Origin of the sequence: Methylacidiphilum caldifontis (assembly GCF_017310505.1) — a bacterium.
In the GTDB taxonomy this organism is placed as follows: Bacteria; Verrucomicrobiota; Verrucomicrobiia; order Methylacidiphilales; family Methylacidiphilaceae; genus Methylacidiphilum; species Methylacidiphilum caldifontis.
Window position 1 is genome coordinate 2,213,554 of the sequence record NZ_CP065957.1, and the last position, 14,220, is coordinate 2,227,773.

Here is a 14,220-nt window from a genome sequence, read left to right on the forward strand (position 1 = left end):
GATTATGCTTGGCTGTAGCAGAAATGAAAAAAGGGATTTGAAGAGCAATTTGCGACCTGTCATTGGACTGATTACCGATTTTAGCACAAAAGACCCTTATGTGTCACAAATGAAAGGGGTCATCTATTCATTGGATCCCTATGCCCGGGTCATAGATCTTAATCATGAAATTGATCCCTTTAATCTTGCTGAAGCAGCCTTTATTGTTGACCAGGCGAGCAGAGAATTTCCAGCCGACTCTATTTTTATTGCGGTTATTGATCCGGGTGTAGGGACGGATCGAAAAGCTATTCTTTTTGAATCTAAAGCACGCAAATTTTATATCGGTCCGGATAATGGAATTTTTAGTCTTGTTATGGATAGAGAAGGCATAATGGGAGCGTGGATTCTTGATAAGCCTGAAATATGGAGAAATAGGCAGCCTAGCCAGACTTTTCATGGAAGGGATATTTTTAGTCCCGTAGCAGCCTTTTTGAGTAAAGGAGGAAAACCTCAAAACGTGGGTTCAAAAGTTTCCCAAGACAAGCTTCATTTCTTGAGTTTTTCTCCGGCTTCGATTATAGGAGAAAGTGTTTCCGCTCAGGTTCTCTATGTTGATCATTATGGCAATATTATTACCAATATTCCTTTAGGACTTGTATCCTGGATAAAAGAGGGAAACCTCCTGCGTATTCAAATTGGCAAAATAACGCTTGCTGCTCCCTGTGTAAAAACCTATAGTGATTTGCCTTTAGGTAAGATTGGAGTATTATATAATAGTAGCGGTTATCTTGAGATTGCGTCAAATCAGGGATCAGCCGCAAAAGTATTTAAAGCCCAATCGGGTGTTTCCCTATTAATTCATCCATAGACATGGATCTTGGAAAGAATGAATCACATTTATTAGGTATGGAAAAGATTAGAAATATAGCCATCATAGCTCATGTCGACCATGGAAAGACAACTTTGGTTGACCAGCTTTTGAAACAGTCAGGTGCTTTCAGACAAAACCAACAGCTTGCTGAAAGAATAATGGATAGCATGGATCTTGAAAAAGAGAAAGGAATAACCATAAAAGCGAAGAACGCCTCTTTTCAATATGCTGACTACAAGATCAATATCATTGATACGCCAGGTCATGCTGATTTTGGAAGCGAGGTAGAAAGAAGCCTTGGGATGGTCGATGGAGTGTTGTTGCTTGTGGATTCTGTAGAGGGTCCACAGGCTCAGACTAAATTCGTTTTAAAAAAAGCGTTAGCTCAAAATCTTCCGGCTTTGGTTCTTATCAACAAAATAGATAGACCAAATGCCCAGCCTATACAGGTGTTAGATCAGGTATTTGAGCTTTTTCTCGAATTAGAAGCTTCTGAAAAGCAACTGGATTTTCCTGTTTTATACGTTTCTGCCAAAGAAGGAGTTGCCCTTAAGGAATGGAAAAAGGGGATTTCTGAGCAGGATAGGGAAAATGGGTTCAGGCCCCTTTTTGAGGCGATCATTACCCATATTCCTTCTCCAACCATTTATCCCGACTCTTCGTTTAAACTTTTAGTCGCCAACTTGGATTACAGCGATTATCTTGGCCGAATAGCTATAGGAAAAGTATTTTCTGGAAGTATTCGGGTAGGTTCTCCACTTTTTTGCCATCATAAGTCTTCACAACTCTCTTGCGGCAGCGTTACGGCTATTTTGGGATTTAAAGGATTAGAGAGAGTAGCCCTTAACGAAGCTTCTGCTGGGGATATTGTGGGCATTGCGGGATTAGAAGAGGTGTATATCGGAGACACCCTCTCCGATTCAGAAAAAGTTATTCCTCTACCCCGAGTTGAAGTGGATCCTCCAACCGTTAGAATGAGGATTGTCGTAAACGACTCTCCTTTGGCTGGAAAAGAGGGAAAATTTTTAACAGCAAGGCATATCTATGAAAGGCTTCAGAAAGAAGCCAGGACTAATGTTGGACTGAGAGTTCAAGAGACGGATATTCCGGGAACTTTCGAGGTCAATGGGAGAGGAACCATGCAGATCGCTGTTCTTGTCGAACAGATGCGTAGGGAGGGATTTGAGCTGATGGTGAGTAGACCTGAAGTAATCTATAAAGAAGATGCTTCGGGGATTATTTATGAACCCATTGAGTTGCTTTTAGTAGATATTCCTCAGGAGAATTTAGGTGGAGTGATGGAAATGCTTTCGAAAAGGGCAGGCAATATTCGGTTAATGAAGAATAGTCAAAGTAGGGTTTTTATAGAATGTTTAATTCCTACGAGAGGATTGATCGGATTCAAAACAGAGTTTATCAATTTGACTCGAGGAGAAGGCTATTGCAGTCATCTTTTCCATGAATATGGCCCAAAACAGGGAGAGGTAGAGATTAGGAAAAGAGGAGTGCTCGTTTCGATGGAAAGAGGGCTGTCAACGACCTATGCTTTAGAAAATCTCCAGCAACGAGGAGTCCTTTTTATTGGCCCCGGGGTGGAGGTGTATGAGGGCATGGTTGTTGGCGAACATAAGCGACCCGGCGATCTTCTGGTAAATCCCTGCAAGGCAAAACATTTAACCAACATTCGTTCTCAAGGTGAAGGCAAAGCCATTGGACTTGAACCTCCAAGGATATTTAGGCTTGAAGAGGCACTCGAATTTATTGACGCTGACGAGTTTGTTGAACTGACACCTACGAAAATGAGGATTAGAAAAAAAATACTGGATGCACATGAACGCAAAAAAGCCTCTCTGAAAGTAGGGTCCTGAAGAATTTTGTTTTATCGGGAAGGGGGTATCCAATGATAGAAAGCCACTGCATCATTGTTGTGGACATGCTTGAAGATTTTATTCGTGGGAAGCTTGCCACAGGAGAACTAAAAAAAATTATCGATCCGATAAGGGAGTTGATCGCTGATGCAAGGTCTAGCAAAATACCTATTATTTATGTAGGAGATGCACACCTGCCCTATGATCCGGAAATGACGATCTGGGGGGAACATGCAATGAAAGGATCGGAGGGAGCTTCAATAATTAAAGAACTGGCACCTTGCCCTGGTGATATTGTCCTGGAGAAAAGGACGTATAGTGGATTTAGAGAAACGGGTTTAGATTTGATCTTAAGATCGCTCAAAATTGATTCCCTTATTTTAGTCGGTCTTCATACTCATCTTTGTATAAAGCATACGGCCGCTGATGGCTTTTTTTTAAATTACCACATTGTAGTCCCTGTAGATTGTGTATGTGCCTTTAGTATGGAGGAACACGAAAGTGGGCTTGAGTATCTTCATAAGTTTTATGGGGTTGAACTCACCACCTCCCAATCCCTTAGGGAAAGATGGAAAAGTCAAAAAGGCAGTTGAGTGTTGAGTGCAAAATGTAAAGATAACAAAAATCCTGGAATAAGGCCTTTATTTTCATAATGCCAATGAGTCTTGCTTTAAAAGAAGAAAAAAAAGGTTATGGCCGTAGAGGTGTGATCAATGACGTTTTTTTTCTTTAAGTTAGTGAAAGCTCGCAAACCCATAGAAAAACATAGAGATCATTAAAGACTAAAAAAACTTTTTTTTAAAGTAGGGATTTAAACTGGAATATAAAGATGTTTTCAATTTGATTAATTTTCTATTTAAAAATTAACAAGTGTCAGTACTTTATCTTTTAAGCCTTTTATATTTCTTTGTCCTCCCCGAGAAAATAAAAGGCTCATTCGGCTCTTTTTTTCATTTTTTCTTCTTCCTGATTTTTGTTTATGGAGTAATACTTTTTTTGTCCTGTTCTTTTATGTTGACTGTCAGGGCTGATCCCATCTTTTGGCCTGGGGAAGAAATAGCGGTCCAGGATATCGTCGAAACGATGGATCAGTCGGATCCGGGAAAAGGTTGGTTAGGAAAATGGAGAAAAATGACCCAGGAAACACGGAACCGACAAACCCGTTGGCTTACACCCCTTGTTACAGAAACACCAAGACTTGAGCAGCGTATCCGTTATGATGTCTATGACGAAACATTGCCTAATGGTAACAAGAAGTGGAATGTAGGAGCAGGTAAAGGGGTAAATTTGATTGTTGGGCCGACCCTTGAGTTTGCTTTTTCCCTTCCTCAGTATATTTATTTTCCTTCCCAGGGAAGACTTGATGGGTTTCAAGGAGAAAGCTTTTTAATTAAAAACAGGATTATGTCTTCCCCAGAAGGGCAAAAAAATTACGTATTTTCAGTCATGCTTGCTGCCCATTCTCCCTTGGGACAAACCCTTCCTGATTATCCCGCCCATTGGATATGGGATCCCATTATTCTTTTTGGAAAGGGGTTTGGGAATTTTGATTTCATGATTAATTTGGGTAGTCAGTGGGCTGATGGAGCAAATAGAACATTTGGAATCCCATATTTTTATAATATCGCTTTACAGTATAAAATTGGGAAGGTAGTTCCGACGATTGAGATCAATTCGACATCGAGTATCGACCAACTTTTTTTTATTGGCGCTCCAGGTCTTTTTATTACTCCAGAAGTCTTGGTGGGTAGGTTTCGGTTTAAAGATGACTGGAAGCTTTATTTCGGATTTGGTTACCAGATTGCAATAGATGCAAAAACAGTTGAAAAAGAATATTCCAATGCATTTGTCATGAAGTTTCATTTGCTTTTTTAAAGATTATGGATCAAAAGAAGAACAAAAATGTTATCTAACCCTCTAAAGAGAAGTTCAAGGCGTCGGGGAAAAAAGGTCAAATTTTTTTGGTTCTTTGTTGTTCTCTTTGTGACATATCCCTTATCTGTTGGCCATTCTACTTCATTTGCCGATGGAAAGAGGGAAACGGATTATGTGAAGCTTTTTCATGAGGCAAAGATAGAAGAAGCAGCTCAAGTGGCTCGCTGGCAGCTCTTGCAAAATCCAGAAGATGGGAGAGCATGGAAAACCCTTGGATGGATCGAATTAATGAAAAACCATCTTGAAGAAGCACAATATGCCCTTCAGAAAGGACTTAAAGCTAATCCCGATGATACGGAAATGAAGAGGCTCTTAGCCATCTGTTTTTATAGAGAAAATAACCTAGAACAGTCTGCCGAGCTCTTAGATGAAATTAAAGAAAAATGGACAGCCAATCTTTTAAGGCATTTAGAACCTAAAGCCTTTGACATCCAGGGAGATTTTTCTTATGTCAAGCTCAATGAATCTAATCCTTTTGTCGTTATTCCTGTAACTATTTGTAATAAAACGGTACCTCTTTTTTTAGATACTCGGGGGTCATTTACCGCCTTAGATAGGGATCTTTATGAAAAAATGAAAAAGATTAGGCTTCTGGATGTGATTGCCCTGCAATTTTGGTTCAATTTTGCTGGGAAATGGTCTATCCGGTCGCGAATAGGAACGTTCGATATGAAAGTTGGAAATTTAAAGATCGAAAATGTTCCTGTTTTATTGGCAAGATGGCAAGGAACATATCTTTTCCCTAGGCACGTTCCTCAGATTGTCCATGGCGTATTAGGAACCGATTGGATGAGGCAGTTTAATATCACGATAGATTATCCCCAAAAAGTGCTTTTGCTGCGAAAAAAAGAAAGCCTTTCAGAAAATGCCAACGTGGACAAAGAGGGTGAGCAGACAACAAAAATTCCCTTTTATTTAACTCCAGGAGGACAAATCGTTATCGAGGGGAAAATCAACGATCAAGGGGGGAACTTTTTTTTGATTGACACCCTGAGTGTGGGCAGAGCATTTAGCTGTTCAGAATGGATAATCCATAAATATCATTTGGCTCGTTATGGAGGATGGATTATTGGTCAAAGACGGGGATCGATGTATCCTCATGTTTATGCGGTTATTCCCAAAATCCAGATCGGGAATATCATAAGGGAAAATGTTCCCGCAAGTATAGGAAAGAACTATGATTTTCCTCCATCGATTGATCATAAACAGGGATTTCCAATAGGGGTAATAGTGGGTAATGGGTTTTTCAAGTCTTTCGAGGTCACTTTCGATTTCCAGAAAATGGAGCTGGTATTGAAATCCAAAAAGACAGTAGAGGAAAAATCAGAAAATCCTTTGGCCTTAAAACAGTAAGGCACTCATCCTAGCCAAAGTAAAACTTATAATTGTCTATTTTTGATTAACCCCTTTTCCACCTATTTTTTCCAACAAAAAGCCAAGAGAGTAAAAAGTAAAGGAAGATAGGCAATGGAAGAAAAAAAGAGGATGCGTGCCGTCTTTAAATCTCCACGAAGATGAAATAGACAGGCAGAACTGAAAAATAATAGACCAAGAATAAGCGATCCACCCAGGTATGTTGGGCTAGCATGTCCCGTGAAATAAGGCAAAGTGGAAACGGACAATAACAAAAAGGAAAAAATGAGACTTTGCAGAGTTAATTTTTTCCCTGTAGAGTCAACCACGACGAGCATTTTGAAACCAGCTTTCTTGTAATCATTCCTATAGATCCATGCGATGGCATAAAAATGGGGCATTTGCCATAAAAATAGAATGCTAAAAAGAAACAAAGGAGTGAAACGAACTAAATGCTCATCCTGAGCAGCATAACCAATGACGGGTGGAAGAGCTCCAGATACTGCTCCAATCCATGTATTCCATGGGCTGATGCGTTTGAAAGGAGTGTAAATCGCAACATAGCTAATTAGACTGAAAAGGGCAACGGAAGCAGCCACAAGATTAGAAAAATTCCAGAGATAAAGGAAACCGACCAGGGCTCCAATTATAGAGGTTATCGTCGCTTCGATAGCATCGATACGTTGTGCAGGAATAGGCCTATCTTTTGTTCGTGACATTTGGCTATCATGGCGCCTTTCAAGCACTTCATTGAGGACGGCTGCAGAAGCTGCTACAAGGCCAGTTCCTACCAGGACATGGATCGCTTTAGCCAAATCAAGGGGTCCTACCGGGGCCAATACAAAACCAAAGAAAGTAGTCGTAAGGACTAAAAGGGTGAGACGAAACTTGATGAGTTGTGCGATGTCCCCAACTAGTGAGTAGGAATGTGGGCGGGGAGTGGATAAGAAAGTCGGAAAATTTTCTATTTTTTCACAGCCTCTTTTTGATTCGTTATCTTTATGGGTATTCATAACAAAACAAAACGCTATTCCTTGTCAGTTCTTCGGGTTTGAATAAGGAGAAGAAGGATAGAACGGTATTTCTAACTCTTTTTGCTTGGCTTTTAAAAGCCATTCTTTCCTATAAAGCAAAGTTGTCGCAAGGGAGGATAACAGCAATATAAGAGCTCCAACTACCACGTGCGTAGTCGTAATGAAATTTTCTTTTCCACTCCAGATTACAAAAGCACCCAATGCAATTTGCAAGCCAACAAGGAGAAGTAATAATCGGGTTATAAAGAAAATGGTATCCTTTTTTTCCCTTTTTTTAATGGAGAAAAACAAAAAGAGGCCGAGTAGAAAAATGATTAATGCGCTAAATCGATGTGCCAGTTGCAGATGAATCTGGACAAGAGTAGTCGGGGGCAGTCCTATAGCCTCCCTTTTTGTATTTATCTTTGAAAGTTCTTCAGCGGTGATATGGGGAAAAATTTGTCCATAAGCTAGCGGGAAATCGGTGATCGAAAGACCAAGATGGGCATGGCGCATAGCCGCTCCAAGCAGAAGCTGGATATATATAACCACTGAAAGGATTAAAAATAAAAGGGGTACTGTTTTGTTGTTATGGGCTTTGTAAGAAGGCTCATCGAGGTTATCGAGAATCCAAAATCTAGAGGTCGCTAACCATATGAGGCCTATAAGGACTAAAAAACCTTGGGCAAGAGCAGCATGAATAATTCCAATCTGATCTTTCATCCATACCACTCTTAGCCCCCCTAATACTCCTTGCAAAACAACAAGCAGAAGAGCCGCAGTTCCTGCTGTTTTAAGCCACATTCTTTTTTCTTTAAATAAGATCAACAAAAATAGAACGATCGTCATCAACCCAACGGCTGAAGCCACAAGCCTATGGCTATGTTCATAAAAAACTCCTCCAATCCAACGTGAAAAGGGAAAACTAAACATGTTATAGCCAAAAGTTGTTGGCCAATCAGGCACAGCCATTCCGGAGTTGGTGGTCGTAACCATAGCTCCAACCGCTATGAGTAAAAGTACAAAAAAAGTAAGAATCGCTGAAAAGATGTTTACACTACTCTTTTTCACATTTCCCATCCTTTTATAATGATTTAATGCTCTAGAAAGAGGTTGATTTCATTAATTTTTTTGACGGAACTTTTCTTAATTAAGACTCTTATTTTACTATAGTCTTTTTAAGTTAGACTTCCTAGAAAAAGTAAGAGTCCGATTGGATTAACTATACACCAATTTTTACAGACTGGGTTATAAAACTCTTTTGATTGTAAAGGGATTGTCCGTTAAGTTAGATGAATTGTATGACAAGAGGACAAGAGTGGGCTGAAAGAGTATCGTCGGAAATTAAAAAGGCGGTCATTGGGCAGGAAGTCATTATTGAACGGCTCTTAATTGGTTTGCTTACGGGGGGGCATATTTTGATCGAAGGTATGCCGGGCTTAGCAAAAACGCTTCTTGTTAAAACGATAGCTAAAGCTGTAGGTCTAAAATTCGAGCGGATTCAATTTACTCCGGATCTCCTACCGAGTGATGTGGTAGGAACGATGATCTTTCAACCTAAAGAAGGTCGTTTTTCGCCTCATCTTGGACCTATTTTTGCCAACCTGGTATTGGCCGATGAAATAAATAGGGCACCGGCTAAAGTGCAAAGTGCTTTACTTGAGGCCATGCAGGAAAAACAGGTAACCATTGGGGGGACATCGCATAGGCTTCCTGATCCCTTTCTTGTTATGGCAACTCAAAATCCAATCGAACAGGAAGGGACCTATCCTTTGCCTGAAGCGCAATCGGATCGATTTTTATTTAAACTCATCATCAATTATCCCTCAGAGGAAGAAGAAAGAAAAATGCTGAGACTATGGGGAAAACTGACCGAAGAACCACAAATTAGTCCTGTTTCTTCTCCAGAGGAAATTCAGGAACTTCGAAAAGAAATCGACAAGATTTTTGTCAGCCCCATTGCCGAATATTATATCCTTGCTTTGGTCAGGGAAACTCGAGAAATTGTAGGGATTCATGCTGATGGAATCCAAAAACTCAGTTACGGTGCTTCTCCCAGGGCTTCTTTAGCCCTTTTTCAAGCGAGTCGTGCTCTTGCTTGGATTAGAGGATCGGATTTCCTAAGCCCCCAATTTATTCAAGAAGTCTATATTGATTGTTTGAGACACCGTGTGGGCTTGAGTTATGAGTCTGAAGCCGAAGGCAAAACCGTAGAAAATATATTGGAAGAAATCCTTAAAAATACTTCTATTCCTACCGAAAATGTCGGAGAAATCAGCAGATCATAATGTTTTTTCGAAAGAGAAGATCAAAGAAGCGGCGAGGCTTTTGCGTCGCATTGAATGGAAAGTCAAAAAATCCTCTACGCATCTTTTTTTGGGAGAATATCGATCTGTATTTAAAGGAAAAGGGAAAGAATTTGATCAGGTCGTTGCGTATGAATTTGGAGATGACATAAGGGATATTGACTGGAATGTAACGGCTAGGCTAGGTGCTCTTTACAGGAAAAAATTTGTCGAAGAACGGGAACTGATTTTAACCCTTGTTGTAGAAGATAGTCCTTCGCTGTTGTTTGGTTCGGGTAGCCTCACTAAAAGAGATGCGATAATGGAAATCGCCGGTTATCTCTCGATTCTAGCAACGGGATTTTCACATCGGCTTTCCATTGTTCATGTGTTCCCGGGAGGCTATTTTTTTATGCCTCCGATGAAGGGAAAGAAAAAAATTTTATCGAGTATGGTCAAATTATTTTCTCTCGATCCTCCTTCATTATGGCCGATCAAATCGACTGAAATTCCGTGGTCTTTTTTATACCGAACACTGCCACGAAACTCGGTTGTTTTTTGGCTTGGAGACTTCCCGCGACGTCCTATATCCAGGGATTGGATCGCCCTCTCTGAACGGTTTGAAATTATAGGTTTTCGGGTAGAAGATCCGTGGGAATATGCATTACCTGAAAAGGAGAGGTTCTTAGCCTACGATCCAGTAGCTGGAAAGGTCGTTAAAGTGGATACGGCTAATTTGGATACCCAAAAAAGACAACAAAAATGGAGGTTAGAAAAAGAGAATTATTGGAAAAGTTTGTTTCCCAAAAGGTTTTCCCGGTGTTCCTTTATGTTAGGGACCCCGATTTTTCCCAAATTTATGCAATTTTTTATTGAGAGATCGCTCGCTTAAAGGTTTTGCTTTTAAAAAAAATGGTTGGTCATCTATCCTTTGCCTATCCCTACTTCTTTTTGTTACTCCTGCTTGTCCCTGCAATCAGTCTTTTACGAAAGCGAAGGGTTCAGCAGCCCTTTTTATTCCCCTTTGCTTATGAATGGATGGTTAAGAGAAACCAAAGAATAACCGATAGGCTTTCTCTGCTCTTTATTTACATAGCTTTTGTGTTCTTTATCATTGCACTGGCAAGACCCCAAGAGGAAAAGGGCAAAGTTCCTCTAAGAAAAGAGGGATATGATATCATGCTTGTGCTTGATATTTCCGGTAGCATGCTTGCCGAAGACTATGAAATTGATCAAAAGATGGTTAGCCGGTTGGACATTGTTTTGGAAGTCGTTAAGACTTTTTTAGATAAAAGAACAACTGATCGGATTGGCTTGATTGCTTTTGCGGGAAGAGCTTACACGGTTTGTCCATTAACTTTTGATCATAGTTGGTTGAAGCGCAAAATTGATCAATTGCAGGCGGGGACTATCGAAGATGGCACGGCTATTGGGGATGCCTTGGGCTTGGCTTTAAGTCGGCTTGAAGGAAAGCGGGAATTAGAAGGGAGAAAAAAAATCGGTTCTTTTTTGATCCTGTTGACAGATGGGGCCAATAACTGCGGAAATCTTACCCCACTGGAGGCTGCACAATTGGCTGCCAATGCTTCTGTTCCTATTTTTACCATTGGTGCAGGGATCAATGGAGAGGTAATGATGCCTGTAATGGACGAAGAAAGGAGAAAGATCGGCAGTCAAACCGTGGTTTCTGAAGTCGATGAAGAACTTTTACGTAAGATAGCTCAACTGACGGGTGGAGAATATTTCAGGGCCACTGATAGCAATGCGATTGTTTCGGCTTTTCAGGCTATTGATGCCCAGAAAAAGCTCCCTTTTGAGCCCGTAGTGGTGACCAAGAAAGAAGAGCTTTTTGCCGGGTTTTTAGCAATTGGGCTTTTTTTTTGGTTGTTAGCCTTTATCTTTTCAAAAAGGACATAAAAGATATGAACTACTCCCGCCAACCTGATGGTATAGCGTGAGTTTCGCGCTTCTACGGGAGTGCCGGGTTGCCTCGAAGGCTTGCCGGTCTTACCTCCCTCAACGCCTTGGCCGGTTCCCGGCCACCAATCTGTTTCATGACCCAGCTCAAAAGCAGCTTGGCGGCGTTCTCATCACCTGAACAAGATGCGCCACAAGGACAATCATGCCAGCGCTGCGACAAGGGCTTTTTCTGCAGCCTGCCGCACAGCTGTCAGCGCTGGCTGGGCTTATGCTTGCGGCTATCCGCCTCCATCGCCCAGCCACCAGCCTCTTGCGCTTTGTACCTGAGCATCTGATGGAGCATGCCGCCTGCGGCACCTTTTCATGCAACCTGCCCAAAAGGGCGTATTCCTTCCTCAGACGGTTGGAGAGGGGAAAGCCTTTCATCTTGCCGCTGGCCTTTTTCACCGCTTTCTCCTTGCGGCAGATGCGATTTTGTACGGCGCCGATTCGTTCTAGAGAGCGCTGCAAATGCCGGGGATTTTCGATCCGCTCCACCCCTTCCGGCGTGGCCAGTGTGGCGAACGTTTCCACACCCCAATCCAGGCCACCGATCCGTTCCCCATGTAATCTCTCGGGCTCGCACTCCACCGTAACCGAGGCGTACCATGTGCCGCGGCGGTGCAGAATCTCGCAGGTTTTGGGTGCGCCAACCCTCCGGGCCTTGCCTCGGATGCGCAGCTCGCCAACGCCAGAGAGGCGCAACTTGCCGTGTTTCATCCCAGGACCGGCAAGCAAGCGCTAGCCATCTCCGTGGGTCTTGTAACCCCATCCTTTGAAACGATGCAGCGGCTTGAAGCGGGGAAACCCCGGCTCCTCACCGTTCTTCACCCGGCCGAAGAAGTGCCGGAAGGCTAGATCCAGGCGCTTTAACGTCAGCTGTTCGGATTGGGCGTTGACCGACCGAAGCAAGGGCGATTGGGCCAGCCAGTCGGTCAATGCTTTGCACTGATCGAAGAAAGACAGGGATTTTTGCTGCTGAATCCAGCCCCTGCGGCGTTCATCCATCGCCGTGTTCCACAGCAGGCAATGCACCCAGCGCAACCACTCCAGCGTCTTGATCTGGCGCAGGGTGGGATACAATCGATAGGTCTATACTACTGTGTTTTCAAACTTCAATACCATTTGGTTCTTGTCACCAAGTACCGCCGCAAGTGCATCACCGCCTCCATGCTGGAACGGCTGGAAGAGATTACCCGCAGCACCGTGGCCAAGTGGGGCGGAGAATTTCTGGAATTCAATGGAGAGGCCGATCATGTCCATTTCCTGTTGGAGCTGACACCAAAAACCGCGCCCTCCGCTCTGGTCAACAACCTCAAGACCGTCACTTCCAGGCTGATCCGCAAGGAGTTCTCCAAGCATCTGCGGAAGTTCTATTGCCAAAAGCCTCTCTTCTGGAGCCACAGCTACTGCATCATCACCGTGGGTTGCGCCCCGCTTGCAGTCCTAAAACAATACATCGAGGGACAAAATAGGCCGGACTGATCGCCCTGACGGACGATAGCGCCGCTTCATCACCACCTCAATCGCCGCGCGATTATTGGTGGAGCACTGCGGCGTAGGCTCGGGTAGCTCAAAGAATTTCTAGCTCTTGCTTATATTTTATAACTTTTCCCTCCTCTAGAAGGACACCATGCCAAATAACTCCTGGAAAAATCAGAGTTTTCTTTCCAAGCATCGATCCTGGATTAAGCACGGCATTGCAACCAATTTGGGTTTCATCTCCAAGAATTGCTCCGAATTTTCTTAAACCAGTCGAATAAATTTTCCCATCGAACTTGATTTTGACCTCGGTTCCGTTGAGTTTTAGGTTCGATAAAATGACTCCTGCTCCCAGATGAACATGGCCGCCCAAGATCGAGTCTCCAACATAATTGAAATGAGGCACCTGGCAGTGCTTAAAAAGAAAGGAGTTTTTGAGCTCAGAAGAATTACCAAGAACAGAGCCCTCTTCAACAATGACATTTTGTCTAATAAAACAGCCCGTGCGTATTTGGCAGTTTTCCCCAATCCATGCTGGACCTTCAATCATTGCGCCGGGATAAATGCGTGTTCCTTTACCTATAAAGACTTTCGGGCCAATGTAACTGTTCTTCGAAACTTCACCTTGAATGCCAGGAACAAGAATTTCTTCAAGATAGTCTTTGATTCTTGCGATGATAAGCCAAGCGTTTTCAGCATCTTCGAATAATCGTGGATGTGAAGTTTGTGAAAGATCAAAAAAACATCGGGGATGAAAAAGAGAAAGAGAATGGTCTTCCATAAAGGATATGATGAATGAACAAAGCAGTTCTTTAAAGATTTTTCTTTTAGACTTAGCTCGATACTAATCCCGGTTTTGAATTTCCCTACCCTAAGAAAAAAATCATTAAAAAAGAACAACTTAGAGAACTGATTGAAAAAACAAAAATAATAGATTTTTAATGACAACCCTTTGATTTTAGTATTAAATAGGAGTGGGGAAAAATGGAACAGAATAGAGAAAAGTGGAGTAAAATGATTCCATGGGCAAAAAATGGGCGACTTACACAGATATTTTTGAACATGCCTTTGATGAGAAAGGCAGGATAACCGTCCCTTCTGAATGGAGACAGGAAGGTTATGATAGCCGCCTATTTGTATTTCCATCTAAGTTTAACCACTTAAAGGTTTATCCTGAGAGTTGGATGGAAGAAATACGGCAGAAGATTGAAACTGTAAAGTTACAGGATCCAATCCGGATGCAATTAGAGCTTCTTGCCCAACTTTCCCAAACTGTTTGTTGGGATCAGCAGGGAAGAATTTCTATCAAAGAAAGATTAAGAAAACATGCTCAAGTTGGCAAAGAAGCAGTTCTTGTGGGACGTTTAGATCATTTTGAAATTTGGGACCAGAAAAAATGGAAAGAAACTGCATTGAAAGTGACCTCCTTTGAGGAGGCCATTGAAAGCATGGGATTATAGATACAAATAGAG

The 14,220-nt window shown here is 42.2% G+C and carries 15 protein-coding genes and 1 pseudogene; 10 read left to right on the plus strand and 6 right to left on the minus strand.

Features of this window, described 5'->3' with window-relative positions; translation table 11 throughout:
• Positions 1-49 precede the first annotated feature (49 nt).
• From IT6_RS10220 to IT6_RS10240, 5 genes are all read left to right on the plus strand, one after another.
• Positions 50-850 (plus strand): SAM hydrolase/SAM-dependent halogenase family protein, encoded by an 801-nt coding sequence (locus IT6_RS10220; protein ID WP_242524230.1) that lies wholly within the window; start codon positions 50-52, stop codon positions 848-850.
• A 38-nt stretch (positions 851-888) separates the two neighbouring features.
• The gene (typA, locus tag IT6_RS10225) at positions 889-2,721 is read left to right on the plus strand and encodes a translational GTPase TypA (RefSeq protein WP_206828651.1); all 1,833 of its coding nucleotides are present in this window, start codon (positions 889-891) and stop codon (positions 2,719-2,721) included.
• Positions 2,722-2,753: 32 nt separating this feature from the next.
• The gene (locus tag IT6_RS10230) at positions 2,754-3,314 is read left to right on the plus strand and encodes a cysteine hydrolase family protein (RefSeq protein WP_206826575.1); all 561 of its coding nucleotides are present in this window, start codon (positions 2,754-2,756) and stop codon (positions 3,312-3,314) included.
• A gap of 418 nt (positions 3,315-3,732) precedes the next feature.
• The gene (locus IT6_RS10235; RefSeq protein WP_242524232.1) at positions 3,733-4,596 is read left to right on the plus strand and encodes a hypothetical protein; all 864 of its coding nucleotides are present in this window, start codon (positions 3,733-3,735) and stop codon (positions 4,594-4,596) included.
• A gap of 27 nt (positions 4,597-4,623) precedes the next feature.
• Entirely contained in the window at positions 4,624-6,009 is a 1,386-nt protein-coding gene (locus IT6_RS10240; RefSeq protein WP_206826577.1) for a tetratricopeptide repeat protein, read from the plus strand.
• A gap of 62 nt (positions 6,010-6,071) precedes the next feature.
• Here IT6_RS10240 and cyoE read toward each other — a convergent pair whose 3' ends face one another.
• Together cyoE and IT6_RS10250 are read right to left on the minus strand one after the other, a co-directional pair.
• Positions 6,072-7,022, minus strand: coding sequence for a heme o synthase (cyoE, locus tag IT6_RS10245; RefSeq protein WP_206826587.1), 951 nt, complete (start codon positions 7,020-7,022; stop codon positions 6,072-6,074).
• 24 nt (positions 7,023-7,046) lie between these two features.
• Positions 7,047-8,102: a COX15/CtaA family protein gene (locus IT6_RS10250; protein ID WP_206826588.1), complete on the minus strand. Its 1,056-nt coding sequence runs from the start codon at positions 8,100-8,102 to the stop codon at positions 7,047-7,049.
• A gap of 221 nt (positions 8,103-8,323) precedes the next feature.
• Here IT6_RS10250 and IT6_RS10255 point away from each other — a divergent pair, with 221 nt between their 5' ends.
• From IT6_RS10255 to IT6_RS10265, 3 genes are read left to right on the plus strand one after another with little or no spacing between them, the layout of a single operon-like run.
• Positions 8,324-9,310, plus strand: a complete 987-nt coding sequence (locus IT6_RS10255; protein ID WP_206826590.1) for an AAA family ATPase — start codon at positions 8,324-8,326, stop codon at positions 9,308-9,310.
• Positions 9,285-10,199 carry a DUF58 domain-containing protein gene (locus IT6_RS10260; protein WP_206826592.1) on the plus strand — a complete coding sequence of 305 codons (915 nt, stop codon included), beginning with the start codon at positions 9,285-9,287 and terminating at the stop codon, positions 10,197-10,199. The genes IT6_RS10255 and IT6_RS10260 overlap by 26 nt, the downstream gene beginning before the upstream one ends.
• 20 nt (positions 10,200-10,219) lie before the next feature.
• On the plus strand, positions 10,220-11,224 hold the full coding sequence (locus tag IT6_RS10265) for a VWA domain-containing protein (RefSeq protein ID WP_206826594.1): 1,005 nt from the start codon (positions 10,220-10,222) through the stop codon (positions 11,222-11,224).
• A gap of 52 nt (positions 11,225-11,276) precedes the next feature.
• On the opposite strand, the gene IT6_RS10270 is transcribed toward IT6_RS10265, so the two are convergent.
• The 3 genes from IT6_RS10270 to IT6_RS10280 form a co-directional block, all read right to left on the minus strand.
• The gene (locus tag IT6_RS10270) at positions 11,277-11,447 is read right to left on the minus strand and encodes a hypothetical protein (RefSeq protein ID WP_206825610.1); all 171 of its coding nucleotides are present in this window, start codon (positions 11,445-11,447) and stop codon (positions 11,277-11,279) included.
• A gap of 141 nt (positions 11,448-11,588) precedes the next feature.
• Positions 11,589-12,038, minus strand: a complete 450-nt coding sequence (locus IT6_RS10275; protein WP_206826597.1) for a hypothetical protein — start codon at positions 12,036-12,038, stop codon at positions 11,589-11,591.
• A complete protein-coding gene (locus IT6_RS10280; protein WP_206826598.1) occupies positions 12,008-12,349 on the minus strand; it encodes a transposase in 342 nt (113 codons plus the stop codon). Before IT6_RS10280 ends, IT6_RS10275 begins: the two co-directional genes overlap by 31 nt.
• Here IT6_RS10280 and tnpA point away from each other — a divergent pair.
• Positions 12,273-12,751: pseudogene (gene tnpA / locus IT6_RS10285) on the plus strand (IS200/IS605 family transposase). The gene IT6_RS10280 and the pseudogene tnpA sit on opposite strands and share 77 nt — an antisense overlap.
• An 88-nt stretch (positions 12,752-12,839) precedes the next feature.
• Here the strand turns inward: tnpA and IT6_RS10290 are convergent.
• A complete protein-coding gene (locus IT6_RS10290; RefSeq protein ID WP_134439461.1) occupies positions 12,840-13,529 on the minus strand; it encodes an acyltransferase in 690 nt (229 codons plus the stop codon).
• Between the two features lie 241 nt (positions 13,530-13,770).
• Here IT6_RS10290 and IT6_RS10295 point away from each other — a divergent pair, with 241 nt between their 5' ends.
• Positions 13,771-14,208: a division/cell wall cluster transcriptional repressor MraZ gene (locus IT6_RS10295; RefSeq protein ID WP_134439462.1), complete on the plus strand. Its 438-nt coding sequence runs from the start codon at positions 13,771-13,773 to the stop codon at positions 14,206-14,208.
• Positions 14,209-14,220: the final 12 nt, after the last annotated feature.

Excerpts from the sequence above, each read along its gene's own strand:
- typA (WP_206828651.1), top strand. The coding sequence starts at position 889 with ATGGAAAAGATTAGAAATATAGCCATCATAGCTCATGTCGACCATGGA.
- IT6_RS10230 (WP_206826575.1), top strand. The coding sequence starts at position 2,754 with ATGATAGAAAGCCACTGCATCATTGTTGTGGACATGCTTGAAGATTTT.
- IT6_RS10235 (WP_242524232.1), top strand. The coding sequence starts at position 3,733 with ATGTTGACTGTCAGGGCTGATCCCATCTTTTGGCCTGGGGAAGAAATA.
- IT6_RS10240 (WP_206826577.1), top strand. The coding sequence starts at position 4,624 with ATGTTATCTAACCCTCTAAAGAGAAGTTCAAGGCGTCGGGGAAAAAAG.
- cyoE (WP_206826587.1), bottom strand. The coding sequence starts at position 7,022 with ATGAATACCCATAAAGATAACGAATCAAAAAGAGGCTGTGAAAAAATA.
- IT6_RS10250 (WP_206826588.1), bottom strand. The coding sequence starts at position 8,102 with ATGGGAAATGTGAAAAAGAGTAGTGTAAACATCTTTTCAGCGATTCTT.
- IT6_RS10255 (WP_206826590.1), top strand. The coding sequence starts at position 8,324 with ATGACAAGAGGACAAGAGTGGGCTGAAAGAGTATCGTCGGAAATTAAA.
- IT6_RS10260 (WP_206826592.1), top strand. The coding sequence starts at position 9,285 with ATGTCGGAGAAATCAGCAGATCATAATGTTTTTTCGAAAGAGAAGATC.
- IT6_RS10265 (WP_206826594.1), top strand. The coding sequence starts at position 10,220 with ATGGTTGGTCATCTATCCTTTGCCTATCCCTACTTCTTTTTGTTACTC.
- IT6_RS10275 (WP_206826597.1), bottom strand. The coding sequence starts at position 12,038 with ATGGGGTTACAAGACCCACGGAGATGGCTAGCGCTTGCTTGCCGGTCC.
- IT6_RS10290 (WP_134439461.1), bottom strand. The coding sequence starts at position 13,529 with ATGGAAGACCATTCTCTTTCTCTTTTTCATCCCCGATGTTTTTTTGAT.
- IT6_RS10295 (WP_134439462.1), top strand. The coding sequence starts at position 13,771 with ATGGGCAAAAAATGGGCGACTTACACAGATATTTTTGAACATGCCTTT.